We start from the raw sequence: 17,819 nt of genomic DNA, 5'->3' as shown, positions 1-17,819 counted from the left end.
GAGAGGGGAGGCAGCTTCTGCTTCCCTTCTCCGACTATCGGTCGCCAGTTGACTGAATAATCAGCTATAAAAATATGAAAAAGTTTATTATTGGCTAATGTCTGCGTGCCTTCCTCTGCCTTGTTCCTGATCGTGCTTTTTCTTTCCCCGACACTTTCCTGCTGAGGATAGATCCTGCAGATCCTGATCCACGTTGTTTTTTCGATCAATAATGGATCTGGCACATAGTGTGCATATGTCTGGTTGCTGAAACTACGTCAGCCCGCGCAAGCGGATTTTAATCTAATGGAAGGAGTGAGTTATGAAGAAGATTGTTGCCATTACGGCCGTCCTTGGTGTTTTGATGGCGGGTACCAGCTTTGCGGCAGAAGAAGTCCCTGTGGCCGCCGCATCGACTGGAACGACTACCCAGGGAAGCCAGCTTATGACGCAGCAGGAGCGCGCAGAGCATCGCAACAAGATGCAGTCTGCCAAAACGGAGCAGGAGCGCCAGCAGATCCGTTCGGAGAATCATGAGACCATGCGCAAGCGGGCCGAGGAGAAAGGAATGAGCATCCCGGAGAATGCTCCATCTACTGGCATGCATCAGGGTCGAGGCATGCAGGGTGGTTCCGGCATGATGGGTGGTGCAGGTATGGGGCGTGGTGGCTCCAATCGTTAAGTGACCACACCTGGGGTGATTGATCACCCCAGGGACAATCGTTGTTTTCTTCTGGCCGGGACTGCTGATCCCGGCTTTTCTTTGCGTCAATATCCAGTCGGACTCCCGCAATTCATTGCCAGCAAATGGCGCATGCTAAAGTGGTTGGTGTTGTCGTCGTGGGCAAGCGACAGGTGGTGGAACTTCCCGCACGCCCCTGCTTTGGTCTGAGATCTGGTTGAGACCCCAATCGATCAAGCAGATAGATTGGCTGGCTCTACAGGATTGCAGAAAAATTGGCATGATGTGTTGGCCTTATGTTGCTTCTCGTTCGCTGCTTCCCGACAGATTTTGTCTACGCGAATCGCAATAAAAATCACAACATTATGAATGTAAAGGTATAAGTTATCTGGCATGAGATATGCTTAGGAAGAATCGCTGAAATGGATCAGCCCGCGCAAGCGGAATTCTATTCTTATGGAAGGAGTGTTTTATGAAGAAGATTGTTGCTCTCACGGCTGCCCTGTCTTTTCTGACCGCTAGCGCCAGTTTCGCTGCGGAAGAAGCCCCTGCTGCCGCTGCCGCCGAGAAGCCGGCCATTGCCGAGAAGGCTCCGGTGAAGAAGGCAGAGCACCACTGGAAGAAGCATCATCATGCCAAGAAGCATCATGAAATGAAGAAGGCTGAGCCGAAGAAGGCGGAAGCACCTGCCGCCGCCGAGGCTCCTGCCGCCGAGTAAGGCATCTGGTAGACAGAAAGGGCCGAGAGCTGATGCTCCCGGCCCTTTTCTGTGGGGCGCGACCGAACCTGAAGACTACGGCCGCCTACTGCTGCTTGCTCAGGCCTGCTTCCACGCCTTGAGGAAAATGCTGGCGAAGCGCACCGCAAATTTGAGCACAAACTGGGTGTCTTTCGCGAAGACAATTTTCATCAGACCGAAGATGCCGCCGCCCTTATTGGCTTCGTCCTTCATCTCTACCTGCGTCTGCTCCAGCGCCTTGACCGCCTTGTCGACGCCGCTGGCAAATGCTGCATCCGAGGGAAGCAGAGGCAAGGCCTTGTCGAGAACCAAGTTGACCTTGTGCAGTAGTCCTGCCTTCTGCAGCTTGCCAACCAGGGCGAGCGCCTCGGGTACCATGTCCATCAGCTTGGCGTCATGCAGTTCTTTTACCAGTCCCTTCACCCGGGTGGTGATATCTGCGGCATCGCCTTTGAGCATGGTACCGCCGATGTGGGCGATTTCCATCCAGGCTAAGGCACCCTGACTGATGTCGGCACCGATGTTCTTGATCGTGCCGTCGCGCCACATTTCGCCGAGGAAATCAGTAGCCGTGCACGCTGCGATGCTCAGATCGCCGCGCGGCGACAGGATGTCACCCAGGTGGATTCCTTGCCGTTCGAGGTTGCAGGCGAGATTGCGCATCGTTTCGGAAATGGTTTCGGCATGATCCAGCAAGTTATTGATGGAATCCGCCACGTCTCCCGCCTTGGCGTCACCTATGGCGATCCGCTTGGCGCGAAGGGCGATCTTGCCCCACTTTTCCGCCTCTTCCGCAAGAATGTCGAGCTTTTCCGGGAGATCGAGATCCGTAACGATTCCCTGCACCGCTGCCAGGCCATCCTTACCGGCCTGCAGGAAGAAACCGGCGTTGCCAGCAAAGCCGGCAACCTTCTCGACCTGGTCGAGGAGCATCTCTACCCGACTGACCAGATCGCCATTGTCGCCCGCAGCAAGATTCTTGACGCGGATGGCCACCTGCAGCCAACGCTTGCCGGCAATTCCGACAGTGCCAATGGTGCTGTTCAGATCGGCGTTATGGAGCAACTCTGGGGCGGTATCCTTGATGGTCCCCAGGGCCACGCTCATCTGGCCGCCAAGGATCTCCGCCATGTCGAGAAGTCCCTCCAGACGCGCCTGCACGCTCGGTGCATCGCCCTGCACCAGCTTCTGCGCCCGCTTGGCCATCTGCAGCCACTGGTCGGCCATTTCCTGCAGTTCATCGAGACGTTCCGGAAGTTGCAGCTCGCCAGCAACGTTGCCGATGACGCCGATGCCTTGTTTGGCGCTGGTCCAGTAGTACTGCAGGTTTTTCATGGCGCTGCGCAACTTGTTGACCATGTCTTCGGGATTTTCGCCGATAAGCGGACATTTGAGCTCGCCGCTGAGGGTCGCCAGAGAGGAAAAAAAGCCGGATTTCTGCAGGTTGTTGAGAATACTCAGCAATTCACCAATGGTCTTGTCGAGTTGCGCGTCCTTGACTTCGCTCAGGAGCTGCTTCAAGCGGTCGACCCCGCCGTCGACGGTGAGCATCCCCTGCAGGGATTCGGTGGCCTCGCGCAAGGCATCAAGTTGCGGCTGGTATTTTGCGAGGAGTTTGTCCGTGTCGATGGCATTCGGGAGCTCGTTGAGGACATCGCGGAACATCTGCAGGAGATTCTGCAATTGCAGGGCGGCGTCGCCGACCTTGCCTAGTCCTTCCCACTGTTTGGGGGTGAGAGCTACTACTGTTTCCGCTGCTGCATTTCCGTTGGCCATGACGTATTCATCTCCCGCTGAATGATGCTGATCCAAGCCCCAATTGGCCGAGCCACGCTTATTTAACACAAAGAACTACGATTTTTCCAGTTACCAGATCTTGATAACCCGGAATTCGCATAGTCCTTGCCCCAGTTTTACGGGACCGTATGATGGAAGAATCTGATGCAGTTGGGTAATGAATATGCTTTATGGAAGCAGGAGAGAAACCTATCGTCAGCTGTTCATTGACTACTGGCAGCGCTTTCGCGCTGGTCAACCCCTGGATGCCATGGCACAGCGGGTGGTAGAGGTGATTCGCGCGCACCCTGAGTATCATGCCCTGTTGGAAAATCCGGAAATGGCTCTGGAGGCAGATTTCCCGCCGGAGCTCGGCCAGAGCAATCCCTTTGCCCACATGTCGCTGCACGTGGCATTGCTGGAGCTCTTGGCGACCGGCCAGCCGCCGGGTATCGTGCAGGCGTATGGGCGTCTGCGGACGCGTTATGGGGAGGCAGTCGCCGAGCATCGGGTGGTGGACTGTCTCGGAGAATTGCTCTGGCAGGCGCAGCGCGCCGGCCGGGAACCGGATCTGAGCGCCTTGTTGCCTTGTCTGCAGGCAGATGAGGAGCGCGAGACATTGGAAGGAGAGAAGTAGATGGCGGAAGCGAAGACAGGAGCGGAATCGATCCATTGGCGTTTACAGGATCTCTATTCTGGGCGGGAAGATCCGCAGCTGCGGCAAGATATGGACTGGGCAGCCGCTGCGGCCAGTGAATTCGCGCGCCGCTATCGGGTCGATTTTACGACCCTGAGCGCGGCCGAGCTGGCCCAGGCCATGCAGGACCTGGAGGCGCTGCGTAGCCGCCTGGCGCGGGTTGGCGCGTACCGCTATCTCAGTTACGTCACCCATGCCGATGATCCCCTCTACGGCGCATCGCTGCAGCACTATCAAGAGCAAGCGACGCAGATCGGCAATCAGCTGGTCTTTTTTGATATCGCTTGGAATGGTCTGGCCGCGGAGCGCGCTGAGGCGCTGCTGCGCGCTCCAGAACTGGCACACTGGGCCCATCTCCTGCGTAATTGGCGCAACTATGCTGCCCATCTGCGCAACGAGGCAGAAGAGCAGATCCTGGCAGAAAAGGCGGTAACCGGCCGCAGCTTGTGGGAGCGGCTCTTTGACGAAACTCTCACCGAAATGCGTTTTTCCCTGCGCGGTAAGGAGCTGAGTGAGCAGGAGGTGCTCAGCAAGCTCTCTCACCCGGACCGCAGTTTGCGCAAGGATGCGGCTGAGGCCTTGAGTCAGGGGCTGGGCACGCGTCTGCATACGCTCACCTTCTGCTTCAACGCCGTCCTGGCGGACAAGGCCCTCGATGATCGCCTGCGCCGTTATCCGCACTGGCTGGCCGACCGCAATCTCGCCAACGAGATCGACGACAGGATGGTCGAGGCCCTGGAACGCGCAGTCGTTGCCCGTTATCCCCTGGTGGGCCGCTACTACCGCTTGAAGGCGCGGCTGCTGGGCATCAGCCCCCTCTACGACTACGACCGCTACGCGCCCTTGCCTGGCTCTTCACGGCCCTATTCCTGGGCGGAATGCCAGTCTATCGTCCTTGGCGCTTTTCAGGACTTTTCCCCGGAGCTCGCCACCATCGGCCAGCGTTTCTTTGCTGAGGGATGGATAGACGCCGCCCTGGCTGCCGGCAAGCGCGGTGGTGCCTTTGCCCACCCCGTAACCCCCGACGTGCATCCGTATCTCCTGGTCAACTACACTGGAACGGTGCGCGACGTCATGACCGTGGCGCACGAACTGGGGCACGGCATACACCAGTATCTGGCGCGCGAACAGGGCTTTCTCAATGCCGACACACCGCTGACCACCGCCGAAACCGCGTCGGTCTTCAGCGAGATGCTGATCTTTGAACGCTTGATGCGCAACGAGCCCGATGCGGACAAACGGCTGGCCCTGCTCTGTGGCAAGATCGAGGATACCTTCGCGACGGTATTTCGGCAGATGGCCATGCACCGTTTCGAGGCCCTCATGCACGCGGCCCGGCGCAGCGATGGAGAACTCAGCAAGGAGCGTCTGGCAGAATTCTGGATGCAGACGCAGGAAGAGCAGTTTGCCGGAGCCATCCAGTTCAGCGAAGGGTATCGCTGGTGGTGGAGTTACATCCCCCACCTCATCGGCTCGCCAGGCTATGTCTATGCCTACGCCTTCGGCGAACTGCTGACCCTGGCGCTGATCCAGCGCTATCGCGCCGAGGGGACAGACTTTGTGCCGTGCTACCGGAAAATGTTAGCCCTGGGCGGTAGTCTACCACCGGTGGAAGTGGTCGCCGCTTCTGGGGTGCGGCTGGATGACCCGCAGATCTGGGACAGCGCCCTGGACTATCTGGAAGGAATGGTGAACGAGGCCGAACGCCTGGCGGAGAATCGCTGATGCGGCGCGAGCGCGACAGTCTGGGCGAGGTGGAGGTTGCGGACGATGCCTTTTGGGGGGCGCAGACCCAGCGCTCGTTGCACTTTTTTGCAATTGGCGAGGAGCGCATGCCGCTGCCCATCATCCATGCCCTGGCGCAGATCAAAGCGGCAGCGGCGCGGGTAAACGGCAAACTCGGCCTGCTTGCGGCCAATCTTGTCGAGCCTATCGCCCAAGCTGCCGATGAGGTTGCAGCTGGCCAGTGGGATGCCCAGTTTCCGCTGCGGGTCTGGCAAACGGGCAGTGGCACCCAGAGCAACATGAACGTCAATGAAGTGATCGCCAATCTTGCCAACGAATGCCTTGGTGCTGCCCGTGGCAGCAAAAATCCCGTACATCCCAATGACCACGTGAACCTTGGGCAATCCTCCAACGATGTCTTCCCCAGCGCCCTGCATCTCAGCGTTGCCAGCGCCGTTCATGCGCAACTGCTTCCGGCCCTGCAATGCCTGCGTGATCTGTTGCAGCAGCGCAGTCAGGACTTCGCCGATATACTGAAAATCGGCCGGACGCATCTGATGGATGCGGTGCCGATGCGATTGGGCCAGGAATTCTCCGGTTATGTCGATCAGCTTCGCCAGGGTGAGGCGGGAATCCGTAGCGTGCTACCCGGGCTCTATGCCCTGGCCTTGGGAGGGACGGCGGTGGGCACCGGGCTCAACACCCATCCAGACTTTGCGCTGCAGGTATGCAGGATGCTCACAGAGCGACTGTCCCTGCCGCTGCGCCCCGCAGAGAACGCTTTTGCGGCTCTGGCCGGCCAGGAGGCGCTCTGCCAGCTCAGTGGCCAGTTGCGCAGTCTGGCGATGTCGCTGCTCAAGATCGCCAATGACATCCGCTGGATGGGTTCCGGGCCGCGGGCGGGTCTGGGAGAATTGGCGTTACCCGAGAACGAGCCGGGTTCCTCGATCATGCCGGGCAAGGTCAATCCTACCCAGGCAGAGGCGTTGAGCATGGTCTGTGCCCAGGTCTTTGGCAACGATGCGACAGTTGCTTTCGCTGCGTCGCAAGGAAATTTTGAACTCAATGTCTATAAACCCGTCATAGGCTACAATGTGTTACAGAGCATCACGCTGCTGGCAGATGCGATGCGTTCTTTCACGCTGCATTGTGTGCAGGGTCTGCAGGCGCGCGCAGACCGGCTGCAGGTCCATCTCGACAGCTCCCTGATGCTGGTCACGGCCTTGGTACCCAGTCTGGGCTACGAGCGCGCGGCCAAGATCGCCCAGCGTGCCCACCAGGAGGGCAGCACACTGCGCGCTGCGGCGCTGGCGAGTGGCTGGATCGATGCGGCACAATTGGATGAAATTTTACGACCGGAGCGGATGCTAGCGCCGGACAGAAACTAGTGTGGGCGACGAAAAGGATAGACGATGATTTTGATTCTTCGAGAGGATCTGCAGGAGAGTGCACCAGAATATCAGGCCCTGCTGCGCTATCTGGATGGTCTAGATGGTATCGAATACCGCGTGCATCGGGTGCAGGGTGCCGAACAGCTGCTCAGTGAAGTCTATCTGATTGGCAACACCAAGGCCTTGGATTTGGAGCAGATGGAATCCCTGCCCGGCGTGACCAAGGCCATTCGCGTGTCGCGTGAATACCGGGTGCTGGGGCGGCATCAGGATGACGCCCGTGCCAACGGCTTTACCTACAACGGGGTGGAATTCAGTCAGGATACCCTGCACGTTTTTGCTGGCCTCTGTGCCGTCGATACCCGCGAGCACGTCGAGCAGATGCTGCGCGCCCTGCAGGAAAATGGCCAGGTCTGCACGCGCATGGGGGCCTACAAGCCGCGCACCAGTCCTTACGCTTTTCAGGGGCATGGCAAGGACTGTTTGCCTTATGTTTTTGAGCTGGCAGGAAAATATGGCATCAAGGTGATCGCTATGGAGATCCTGCACGAGCAGCACATGGATGAGATCCGTGAGGCGCTGCGGCAAACGGGCAATCCGACCGGTGTCATGCTGCAGATTGGCACCCGCAACACGCAAAATTTCGAACTGCTGAAGGCGGTAGGTAGGCAGCAGGAATTTCCCGTCCTGCTCAAACGAGGCTTCGGAATTACCCTGGAAGAATCCCTGAATGCAGCAGAGTACTTGGCCTCGGAAGGAAACAGCCAGGTAGTCTTTGGCTTGCGTGGCATGAAGACCAACCTGGGAGATCCGCACCGCAACTTTGTCGATTTTGCACAAGTACCGGTGGTCAAGCGTCTCACGCGGATGCCTGTCTGCATCGATCCTTCGCACTCGGTAGGCAGCCGCGATGCCGGCCCCGATGGCATACCTGAGGTGTTCCATGTCACCGCGCAGGGCGTGATTGCTGGTGCCAACATGGTGTTGGTCGACTTTCATCCCGATCCCGCCACGGCCCTGGTCGACGGGCCGCAGGCGTTGCTGCTGAAGGAACTTCCCTGGTTTTTAGAGGACGTCCGCCTGGCGCGGGAGGCCTACGAGGAGCGTCGTCTGCTGGCCGGAGCGCAGCCGGAAAGCAATGGATAAAGAAGTGGCAGATGGCGAAGTTCTTTGGGAGCGTGCGGCACGGCAACTTCGGTTGCTGTTCCGCAGGAAGATCAGGCGATTCTGCGCCTGTCGGTTTGCCGGATCCGCTGCTGACAGATTGCTCTACTGGTGAATGATTTAGACTGTTTACAAATCTGGATTTTATATGCTATCGTTGCTCTGTGCTGGAAACGCACGGAACGGTTTTCCTGGGTACAACTTGAGGAGAGTGCTTTATGTCTATTCGTATCAACGACGTAGCTCCAGATTTTACGGTCGACTCCACTGCCGGTGAGTTGAATCTGCATAAGTGGATTGGCGATAGCTATGCCATCCTGTTTTCTCACCCGCGTGACTTCACGCCGGTCTGCACTACCGAATTCGGTGCCGTCGCCCAGCTGGCGCCCGAATTTGCCAAGCGCAATACCAAGGTGATGGGGGTGTCGGTGGATACCGTCGAGGAGCACAAGAAGTGGAAGCGTGACATTGAGGCAACGGCGGGAGCTCCGGCGGATTTTCCGATCATTGATGATACGTCCCTGCACGTCTCCAAGCTCTACGACATGCTCCCCGCCGAGGCGTATCTCCCCGAAAATCGTGACGCCAAGAATACCGCCACGGTGCGTACGGTGTTCATCATCGGTCCGGACAAGAAGGTGCGCCTGACCATGTCTTACCCCATGTCGGTGGGCCGGAATTTTGCGGAAATCCTTCGTGCCCTCGACGCCATCCAAGCCACTGACGGCGTTCCGCTGGCCACTCCGGCCAACTGGGTGCCCGGCCAGGACGTTATCGTCGCCCTGTCTTTGAATAACGAGCAGGCCAAGGAGAAGTTTGGCGAAATCGATATCAAGCTCCCCTACCTGCGTTTTGCCAAGGCGCCGAAGAAATAACGCGCGGCCAAGGCCTCTGAACAGCTCCCCGGTCGTTCGGCCGGGGAGCTTTTTTGCGTGTGTCTTTCAAAGTAACCGCCGTTTTGCGCCGACAGCCTGGTAAAGCGGAAGGAGTTTACCGCTTCAAGCAGGTAGCAGGGCATTCGCATTGCTGGCATCGCATCAGGCGGCATGCTAGAGTAATTTGGAGATGAGTCCCGAACAATCTGACAGAAGGTAAGGCCGTGGCGGGAATGCCGGAAGCCCTGAATCAACCATGAGCCATCGTGATTTCCTCGACCTTCGTAGCATCCTTCCGGCCCGATCGGGGCTCGAACTAGGGATTTATCATCAGCTTCTCATTAACGATTTCCCAGCAGGTAGCTTCCGGAATCCAGGCGACCTCTGTGCTGATAAGGGTAGTAGCAGCATCATATTCTCTGCTGATGAAGGGGATGATGGCAGTCTTTTTCTTTTTGCAGGTTGCGACTCGGAGAAACTTCTCTTCCTGGCGCAGGAAAATATTCTTCAGAAAATCTTTGATCAGAGCCTGATATGTATCGATAGCAAAGGATTTCTTTCTAGTTTTTTTTCGGAATTTTCTGGAATTCAGCAGGAGTCCAGAGGCCTTCTCTTCGAGCAACCAAAGCTCGTCAATTGGCGCAAAAAGCGCTCTCGCAATCGGGTTCGGGTCGATGGCGAAGTTGTCGTCTTGCGCCGTTCGGGGAAGCCTCTACAGGCACGGCTCCATGACCTGAGTACTAGTGGCGCGGGGTTTCTGCTTGCCGACAATGATCTGACAATTGGCGAAATGGTCCTCTTGGAACTGCGGATTTCCATGTATCCGCTGTTTTCCAGCACTGCGTTGGTAGTGCGCAAAGAAATTCAACTCAATCAACACTTTGATTTCTTTGTTGCTGCTCATTTTTTGCTGACGCGTCCCCAACGTCAGCAATTGCTGAATACGCTGCAGACGCTAGCTGGCGATCCGGAATTTTTTTCCGGTACGGGCAAGACGATTTCCGAACTGGCCAGCAGCCCACCTTCGACTGTAGAGGAACCAAGAATGTCGGATCCCACGGAAAAATCCGATGCTGCGGAACCGTCCCCCCCTGCGGAGCCTTCCCCCGCTGCACCAGTGCCCAAACTCCAACCGGTTACCGCCATCCTGAGTTTGGCTCTGCCTTATCAACCCAACTTTCCGCGAACTGGCTCGGTCGAGGAGGGTGTTGCAGAGGAACACGTTCCAGCCGCGCCGTTAGAAAGTAACCGGCCTGATCCGTATGTTTCAGAGCTAGTGGCGGAAAAAGAACCCGAAGCGGTGGAAATGGGATGCGTCAGCGACATGGAATCGGCAGTGGTAAGTACTGAAGTCCTTCCTAGTCTTGACCCCGTTCCCCCCCAGGAGGTCCGGTCTCCGGAAGACAAGTCCTCAGAAGCGGATCTGCTGCTTGCCTCTACACCTACTGCATTGACCCAAGAAACGTCCGACTGGCGTGCCCCGATTGATACAACCTCACCCCCGGAGACCCCAATGACTGAAGAAAGTTTGCCTGCGAAATCCGAAGCCGAGCCCCGGAGTCTGAAAATTGCCGCGCTGCGCAGCGATCAGCAGCGCTGGAGTACCCGTCTGGACCTGGCGGAATTGCGTTGTAGTCAAGCGACAGTTCTTGCGGAAATGGATCGTCATGCCCAGGCTATCGAGCAATTCCAGGAAGCCCTGCAGATTTTGGATCAACTCCCGTCCAGCGACGGCAATTTGCCGCGTCTTCTGGATCTGCGCGCGCGGTGCCAGTTGGGTAGGGCCATCTCCCTCCATGCTACGGGCGATGCTTCCGCGCCAAATGCCGCTGGTCAGGCCATTACTCTGTTGGATCCCGTGTGGCGCGATGGCAAATCACAGCGGCCCCAGTTGGGCCGAGAGCTTGCGCAGGCCTACATGATTCGTGGTACCGCCCAAAATGGCTGGAGCACAGCAGAGGCCGTGGCGGATTACCAGCGTGCCCAAGAAATTCTCGATGATCTGCGTGAACGTCTGGGCCAGCAGTCGGAAACCCCGGATGTCTCACATCTACGCGCTCGGCTCGCGCTCTGTTTGGGCAGAGTCTATGAGTTGGAAGGGCAATATGAAGATTCTCTGCGTGCTCTCGACCTTGCGCAAGAGCTCAGTCGTGCGGCAGTTCAAAAGCTGCCCGAGGCAGTACGCTGGTCACCCGAGGCCACCGATGCCAATGCGGTATTGCAAAGGGCCCACGTGTTGTTTCAGTTGGGTCGCGAGGCGGAAGCCGAAACCCTCACCGAGGAGGGGCTTGCCATTTGGTCGGCGATTCAGCAAAGGTTGGGTGAGCAATTCACGGCCAGCCAGTGGAGCCAACTTGCCAGTGGTCATCTGCAGGCGGCCGAACAACTGGCGGAATTGGGTCGTTTGACGCAGGCACGCCAAGCCCTCGATCGGGCTCAGGACATCTTCAAGCGATTGAGTGACGAGATGGGAAGCTCTCTGCAGCCGGCCATGCAGCAGCGGATTGCCGCGCTCCACCTACAGGATGGGGAGACGGCGCTGAATCTGGGCGACGCGCCGCAGGCGATGAATCGTGCGCAACTAGCCATCTCGATGCTGCGCTCTCTGGAAGATCGACTGGGTCAGGCGTTTCCTCTCGAAATGCGCAATCTTCTCGGCTCTGCGCTCCTTTTTCTGGGGAAAACGCACAGCGCTGTCGGCGATCATCGCGCCGCTCTGGAAGCCATGGATCAGGCGCAAGAGGTTCTCGCAGCCTGAGCGGCCTGCCAGTTCTGCAAGTCGGGTAGCATTTTTTGCTACCCGTTGGATTTACTGGACCCTTTCTGGAGAATGTAAATTCCTACTTGACCCGCATGCCTGGCTGGGCGCCGCTGTCGGGGCTGAGGAGGAAGGGGCCGCCGGCGTCGCCGCTGGCCGCCAGTACCATCCCCTCTGACAGGCCAAAGCGCATCTTGCGCGGGGCGAGGTTGGCGACCATGACGGTCAGGCGCCCCACCAGCGTAGCCGGATCGTAGGCGCTCTTGATGCCGGCAAAGACCGAACGGGTTTGCGCTTCGCCGATATCCAGGGTGAGATGTAGGAGCTTGTCTGCTCCCTCGACGGCTTCCGCTGCGACGATGCGCGCAATCCGCAGATCGACCTTGCCGAAATCCTCGATGCCGATCGTTTCGCTCTTGGGCGCCTGCTCGGCTTTGCTGGTGGTGCTAGGCGCTGGCGGGATAGGCTGGCTGGGTTCTTGAATCAAAGAGTCCACGTGGGTTTTTTCCATGCGTTGCAACAAGTGGGAATAGGGTTCGATACCGTGCGCCAGGAGCGGCTGCTGGACGCCGTCCCAGGACAGCTCGCAGCGCAGGAAGGCGCAGGAGCGCTGCGCCAGCCGCGGCAGCACCGGACTGAGCAGGGTGATCAATAGCCGGAAGCCATTGAGGATGACCGTGCAGACGCGCTGTAAGGTGTCGCGCTGGGTATCATCCTTGGCGAGCAGCCAGGGAGCGTGCTGATCGACGTAGGCATTGAGCTGGTCGGCGATGGTCATGATCTCGCGCATGGCGCGGGCGTATTCGCGCGCCTCATAGCTGGCGGCAATCTCTTCTTGTTTGGCAGCCAATTGCGCATAAAAGGGCTGATCTTCTCCAAGACTGTCTGCCAGGTGGCCGGCAAAGTGCTTGTGGATGAAGCCTGCGGCGCGGGAGGCGAGATTGACGACCTTCCCTACCAGATCGCCATTCCCCTTCAGCAGGAAATCTTCGAGATTCAGATCGATGTCTTCGACATGGCTGTTGAGCTTGCAGGCGAAGTAATAACGCAGGAACTCCGGATCGAGCTGGTCGAGGTACTGGCGTGCGGTGATGGAGGTGCCGCGCGATTTGCTCATCTTTGCGCCATTGACGGTGAGGTGCCCGTGGGCGAAGACGCCGGTCGGTAGGCGGTGTCCGGAACCCTGCAACATGGCCGGCCAGAAGAGGGCGTGGAAGTAGATGATATCCTTGCCGATGAAGTGATAGAGCTCGGCATCCGCGCCTTGGCCCCAGAATTCGTCGAAGTTGCGGCCATGCCTGTTGCACCAATGCTGCGTGGCGGCCATGTAACCGGGCAGGGCGTCGAGCCAGACGTAAAAAAACTTGCCCGGTGCATCGGGGATGGGGATGCCGAAGTAGGGCGCGTCGCGGCTGATGTCCCAGTCGCTTAGGCCGGCGGTGAACCATTCGTCGAGCTTGTTGGCCATTTCCTCCTGCAGCGTGCCGCTGTGAATCCACTGCTGTAGAAACTCCGTAAAGTCCCCCAACTCGAAGAAATAATGTTCGGAACTGCGCCGCACCGGGGTGGCGCCAGAGACCGCCGAGCGCGCATCCAGCAGATCCGTGGGGCTGTAGGTGGCACCGCAGACTTCGCAATTATCGCCATACTGATCTGGCGCCTTGCAGCGCGGGCAGGTGCCACGAATGAAACGGTCGGGTAGAAACATCTCGGCAACCGGATCATAGGCCTGCTCGATCTCCCGCACGATGATATGCTCGTTGGCGCGCAGGGCACGGTAAAGATCCTGAGAAATCTCAAAATTTTCCGCGGCGTGAGTGCTGTGATAGAGGTCGAAGCCGATGCCGAAATCGGTAAAGTCGCGTAGGTGCTCCGCATGCATGCGCTCGATCAGCGCTTCCGGGGTGATGCCCTCCGACTGGGCACGCAGCATGATGGGCGTGCCATGGGCATCATCGGCACAGAAATAGAGGCATTCATGGCCGCGTAGGCGCTGGTAGCGCGCCCAGATGTCGGTTTGGGTGTATTCCACCAGATGGCCCAGATGCAGAGGGCCGTTGGCATAGGGTAGGGCGCTGGTGACCAGGATCTTCCGTTTCATGGGAGGCTAAATTACCTGCCTTTCCTTGCCTCGGCAATGCCACGGCAGATTCAGTGTCGTTCTGCGAGGAAGCGGATCCCTTCTAGCACCTCGTACAGATCGCGCGCGTCGTAGTCGGCGCGGACGTCGCGGTAGTCCTTGCGCCCCTGATCGGACCAGACGAGGATGGTTTTCAGCCCCGCCTCGCGGGCGCCAAAAACATCCCGGTACATGTCATTGCCGACATAAATGGCCTCGGCAGGATGTACCTGTAGGGCATGGCAAGTTTCTTTGAATAGACGGGGATCGGGCTTGCGGTAGCCATAGGCGGAAGAGATGGTCTTTACCGGGAAATATTTACGGATTTTGGTGATGCGCATTTCTGGTTTGGCAAATTCCACCTGGGCGTCGGAGACAATCCCCAATTGAAATTCACCAATAATGGCTTGTAACAGCTCCTTCGCTCCGGGATAGCGTTCGATCATGCGCCGCGACAGGGCCCGATGTAAGCGTACCAGTTCCTTGGCGAGCCGCTCGCGGCGTTTTTCGATTTCCTGTACCCGATGGTCCCCTTCGCTGGCCACGGACTCCGGGCGAAAATGCTTGGAGCCGGAACGCAGAATTTCCCGCCAGACGGCGCGGGCATCCATCTCGGGGTAGGTCTCGGCGGAATTGCGTTTCTGTTGCTTGGCGAGATCGAAATAGCGTTCGCGCAGGCTATCGGGGCGGGTATGTATGCGGTGGTAGCTCAGATAGCGGGACAGTGCCCAGTAGATTTCTCCCTGGGTTTCATCGGTTTCGATATGGATGAGGGTGCCATACAGATCGAAAAGAACGGCGCGTATACTCATGATTTATCTCCCCAGGCAAGCAATGGCCTCATGGACAAGGATGTGGGCGGTGTGATCGCCGAGATAGCTGTTGCGCGCAATGCGCAACAAGGTAAGACTCATATAAAAAGGCAGCCGTTGGGTAATGGCACGAAAGGCTGCGGGCTGCTCCGGAAAATGACGGCTGTATTCCCAGAGAAAATGACCGATGTAATTTTCCGCCACGCCGCCATCATTGTGCTGCCGCAGTGCCCAGTGTTTCAGCTCGCCAGCAATCATCCCCAGATCATAGGCGCGATCGCCGAAGTGGGAGCGCTCGAAATCGATGGCGGTCAGCTGGTGATGACCCGTCACCAGGAAGTTCGCCGGGGTAGCATCGCCATGCAGGCGCACGCAGTGGTCCGCGTACATGGCCGGATCGTCCGCCCACCGTTGACGCAGGACATAGAGGCGATCGACCTCTGACTGTTTGGCGCGGCCGCGGCGCCAGAGGCGGGCGACGATCTTGTCGAAGTAGGGAAACACCTCGCGAAAGCGTACCGCATCGCCGCGTACGTTATGGTTGTGCAGCCGCGCGAGGAAATACGCGAGGTCGGAAAGGCTATGGTACATCTCCTGATCGTCTTGGCCGGGGTGAGTGCGCGCCCAGATGCGATGCAGGGGTTCGCCCAGCACGTAACACTCAAAGAGGACATCGGCAAAAGCGGGATTGACGCCGAGCGGCTGGACCACGCGATGTTGGCCGTGACCAAGGCCATTACCATGCAACAGGGATAAGACCTGGAATTCGTGCTGCGCCGCGGCGGCATTGTCATGACCGTGATGACGCTCAAAAAATTTTCCGAGCACGCGCCGCCGATAGCGCCGATCTTCGTATAGATATACGGCGTTGGAGCCGTTGAGGGCAAAGACGCGAAAGCCCTTGCTTGGCTCGATGCCCAGCTCGGCAACAAAAATCTGGTGATACAGATAATCGTAGAGGGGATCGTTCCGCTGCAGGTGTCCCAAATAGTGCACGGCCCGCCTCCCCGTTACGATCATCGGCTTCGAGTTTAGCATGGCCGCGAGCGGGAAGCCCGCCCCGGCGGTTTTGTGGCATACTCTTGGTTTCCGCAATTCCAGGCAGGTGCTTATGTTTGCTCTTGATCTTCCGCGCCCCGATACCCTCGCCCGCCGGGCACGCTTGCTCGCACAGATCGGTGAGCGGGGTGTCCTGGTTCTCCCCACGGCGCGGGAGCAGTTGCGCAATCGGGACGTCGCTTATCCTTTTCGTCCGGATTCAGATTTTTATTATTTGACCGGTTTTGCCGAGCCGGAGGCAGTGCTGGTGCTGATACCGGGCCATGCGGATGGCGAGCAGATCCTGTTCTGTCGCAGCCGAGACCCCGAGCGGGAAACCTGGGATGGACGCCGCGCCGGCATCGAGGGCGCAAAGGAGCTTTGTCAGGTCGATCAGTGCCATCCCATTCAAGAGTTGGACGAAATCCTGCCTAAGCTGCTGGAGAATCGTGATGTGCTGCTCTATCCCATGGGGCGGGAGAGCGACTTTGACGCTCGAGTATTGCGTTGGCGGAATCAGGCGCGCTCACGCAGTCGGCAGGGGATCGGCTATCCCCTGGAACTGGTCGATGCGGCTCACTTTCTGGAGGAGATGCGTTTGCACAAGGATGCCGTCGAGCGCGAGCTAATGCGGGCGGCGGCGGGGGTGAGTGCGGCGGGGCACCGGCATGGCATGCGACAGACGCGGCCGGGGATGATGGAGTATCAGTTGCAGGCCGAAATCGAATATGTGTTTCAACGCCAGGGAGCCGCGCGCCTAGCTTACTCTAGCATTGTTGGTGGTGGAGCCAATGGCTGCATTCTGCATTATGTAGAAAATCGCGATGAACTGCGCGACGGGGATCTGGTACTGGTCGATGCGGGCGCGGAAATTGCGGGCTACGCCGGCGATATCACGCGTACCTGGCCGGTGAATGGGCGTTTTTCCGGGCCGCAACGGGACATTTACACCCTGGTGCTGGCGAGTCAGAAGGCCGCCATTGCTGCGGTGCAGGTGGGTCGGCCGGTCAGTGATTACCATGATGCCGCGGTCGAGGTATTGGTGGACGGCCTGCACGACTTGAAAATTTTGCGGGAGAGTCGCGAGGAAATCCTCGAAAAACAGCTATATCGACCGTTTTATATGCACCGCACCGGCCATTGGCTGGGTATGGATGTGCATGATGTGGGGGCGTACCGTCAGGGTACGGAGCCGAGCTGGCGCCCACTCGCGGCGGGGATGGTCTTGACGGTCGAGCCAGGACTGTACTTTGCCCCTGGTCAGAAGGGGATACCTGCAGCTTATCAAGGTATCGGTATCCGCATCGAGGACGATCTCTTCCTGGATGCGGAAGGCCCGGAGATATTGAGCGCCGGCGTGCCCAAGGAGATCGACGAGATCGAGGATCTGATGGCCGGGGGGCTGGGTTAAAACCAGCCCGTACTGGATCAGGAGTCGACCGTCTGGGGTTGCTGCTTGGGCAGAATGCGCAGCTCGGCGCGCTGGACACCAAAATTCAGAGCTTGTTGCACAGTGCTCATGAGAATGTCGGCAGCCATGTGGTAGCGCGGATTCATCACATCCCATACCACACCTTGAACGACCTGCCCGGAACCGAGCAGGATCTCGACGTGTTCGCCGCAGCGGTTACTGCCATTGCTGCGGAAGAACAAGTCCGGCGAAAGTGCTATCTGATTGGGGCGGGTCGGACCACAGGCTGACATGGCTGGGTCACTGTTGGTCTGCCAGGATACGGCGTTGTAAGCCGATACCCGGTGCAGATAGATCAGCTTGTGACCGAGCATCATGGTGCCGTTGAGAGCAACCTTGGCGGCGTCTTGCGCCTGTAGTTGTGCCTGCGTGGCTGCCAGTTCTGCGCTTTGCTTGTCCATGGCCTGATGCATCAAGGAAACCGGCAAGCCGGGCTGTGCCAAGGAAAGCGCATTCGGGAGTACCGCTGCCAAGAGAGCCACGGATATCCCCACCGCAATTTTTTCCAACAAAACCTTCGTCTCCTTTTACCTCGAGGCCCTTTGCATGGCTTGGGTACCTGTTGGCACCTTCTCTCAAGATAACTGTTTTCG

Annotated in this window: 15 protein-coding genes; 9 read left to right on the top strand and 6 right to left on the bottom strand. The window is 58.3% G+C overall.

Translation table 11 applies throughout. The annotated features are described in order from the left end of the window. Positions 1-301: 301 nt before the first annotated feature. Both ACQAYK_RS09120 and ACQAYK_RS09115 read left to right on the top strand, forming a co-directional pair. Complete coding sequence (locus ACQAYK_RS09120; protein ID WP_215871312.1) at positions 302-661, top strand: hypothetical protein; 360 nt, start codon at positions 302-304, stop codon at positions 659-661. A 472-nt stretch (positions 662-1,133) separates the two neighbouring features. After that, complete coding sequence (locus ACQAYK_RS09115; RefSeq protein ID WP_215871313.1) at positions 1,134-1,379, top strand: hypothetical protein; 246 nt, start codon at positions 1,134-1,136, stop codon at positions 1,377-1,379. Positions 1,380-1,478: 99 nt separating this feature from the next. Here ACQAYK_RS09115 and ACQAYK_RS09110 read toward each other — a convergent pair whose 3' ends face one another. Beyond that, positions 1,479-3,176 (bottom strand): hypothetical protein, encoded by a 1,698-nt coding sequence (locus tag ACQAYK_RS09110; RefSeq protein WP_215871314.1) that lies wholly within the window; start codon positions 3,174-3,176, stop codon positions 1,479-1,481. A 178-nt stretch (positions 3,177-3,354) separates the two neighbouring features. Between ACQAYK_RS09110 and ACQAYK_RS09105 the strand changes: the two genes are divergently transcribed. From ACQAYK_RS09105 to ACQAYK_RS09085, 5 genes are all read left to right on the top strand, one after another. Then, positions 3,355-3,813 (top strand): DUF1841 family protein, encoded by a 459-nt coding sequence (locus ACQAYK_RS09105; protein ID WP_226827100.1) that lies wholly within the window; start codon positions 3,355-3,357, stop codon positions 3,811-3,813. After that, on the top strand, positions 3,814-5,598 hold the full coding sequence (locus tag ACQAYK_RS09100) for a M3 family oligoendopeptidase (protein ID WP_215871315.1): 1,785 nt from the start codon (positions 3,814-3,816) through the stop codon (positions 5,596-5,598). Continuing rightward, positions 5,598-6,986, top strand: a complete 1,389-nt coding sequence (gene fumC, locus ACQAYK_RS09095; RefSeq protein ID WP_215871316.1) for a class II fumarate hydratase — start codon at positions 5,598-5,600, stop codon at positions 6,984-6,986. The genes ACQAYK_RS09100 and fumC overlap by 1 nt, the downstream gene beginning before the upstream one ends. 24 nt (positions 6,987-7,010) lie before the next feature. Further along, a complete protein-coding gene (locus tag ACQAYK_RS09090; protein WP_215871317.1) occupies positions 7,011-8,135 on the top strand; it encodes a 3-deoxy-7-phosphoheptulonate synthase in 1,125 nt (374 codons plus the stop codon). Positions 8,136-8,371: 236 nt separating this feature from the next. Further along, positions 8,372-9,028 (top strand): peroxiredoxin, encoded by a 657-nt coding sequence (locus ACQAYK_RS09085; RefSeq protein ID WP_215871318.1) that lies wholly within the window; start codon positions 8,372-8,374, stop codon positions 9,026-9,028. A gap of 316 nt (positions 9,029-9,344) precedes the next feature. Here ACQAYK_RS09085 and ACQAYK_RS09080 read toward each other — a convergent pair whose 3' ends face one another. Continuing rightward, a complete protein-coding gene (locus tag ACQAYK_RS09080; RefSeq protein WP_226827132.1) occupies positions 9,345-9,650 on the bottom strand; it encodes a hypothetical protein in 306 nt (101 codons plus the stop codon). Here ACQAYK_RS09080 and ACQAYK_RS09075 point away from each other — a divergent pair. Continuing rightward, the gene (locus ACQAYK_RS09075) at positions 9,531-11,786 is read left to right on the top strand and encodes a PilZ domain-containing protein (protein ID WP_255790289.1); all 2,256 of its coding nucleotides are present in this window, start codon (positions 9,531-9,533) and stop codon (positions 11,784-11,786) included. The genes ACQAYK_RS09080 and ACQAYK_RS09075 overlap by 120 nt on opposite strands. A gap of 82 nt (positions 11,787-11,868) precedes the next feature. On the opposite strand, the gene metG is transcribed toward ACQAYK_RS09075, so the two are convergent. From metG to ACQAYK_RS09060, 3 genes are read right to left on the bottom strand one after another with little or no spacing between them, the layout of a single operon-like run. Next, on the bottom strand, positions 11,869-13,887 hold the full coding sequence (gene metG, locus ACQAYK_RS09070) for a methionine--tRNA ligase (protein ID WP_215871320.1): 2,019 nt from the start codon (positions 13,885-13,887) through the stop codon (positions 11,869-11,871). Positions 13,888-13,937: 50 nt separating this feature from the next. Then, a complete protein-coding gene (locus ACQAYK_RS09065; protein WP_215871321.1) occupies positions 13,938-14,717 on the bottom strand; it encodes an HAD family hydrolase in 780 nt (259 codons plus the stop codon). 3 nt (positions 14,718-14,720) lie between these two features. Beyond that, complete coding sequence (locus ACQAYK_RS09060) at positions 14,721-15,713, bottom strand: aminoglycoside phosphotransferase family protein (protein WP_215871322.1); 993 nt, start codon at positions 15,711-15,713, stop codon at positions 14,721-14,723. Positions 15,714-15,828: 115 nt separating this feature from the next. Here ACQAYK_RS09060 and ACQAYK_RS09055 point away from each other — a divergent pair, with 115 nt between their 5' ends. Continuing rightward, complete coding sequence (locus ACQAYK_RS09055) at positions 15,829-17,166, top strand: aminopeptidase P N-terminal domain-containing protein (RefSeq protein WP_215871323.1); 1,338 nt, start codon at positions 15,829-15,831, stop codon at positions 17,164-17,166. Between the two features lie 17 nt (positions 17,167-17,183). Here ACQAYK_RS09055 and ACQAYK_RS09050 read toward each other — a convergent pair whose 3' ends face one another. Next, positions 17,184-17,738 (bottom strand): RlpA-like double-psi beta-barrel domain-containing protein, encoded by a 555-nt coding sequence (locus tag ACQAYK_RS09050; RefSeq protein ID WP_483167545.1) that lies wholly within the window; start codon positions 17,736-17,738, stop codon positions 17,184-17,186. Positions 17,739-17,819 lie beyond the last annotated feature (81 nt).

Origin of the sequence: Acidithiobacillus sp. AC3 (assembly GCF_050261095.1) — a bacterium.
In the GTDB taxonomy this organism is placed as follows: domain Bacteria; phylum Pseudomonadota; class Gammaproteobacteria; order Acidithiobacillales; family Acidithiobacillaceae; genus Igneacidithiobacillus; species Igneacidithiobacillus copahuensis.
Note: the sequence above shows the minus strand (reverse complement) of the source record. Positions and strands in the feature narration are given on the sequence as shown.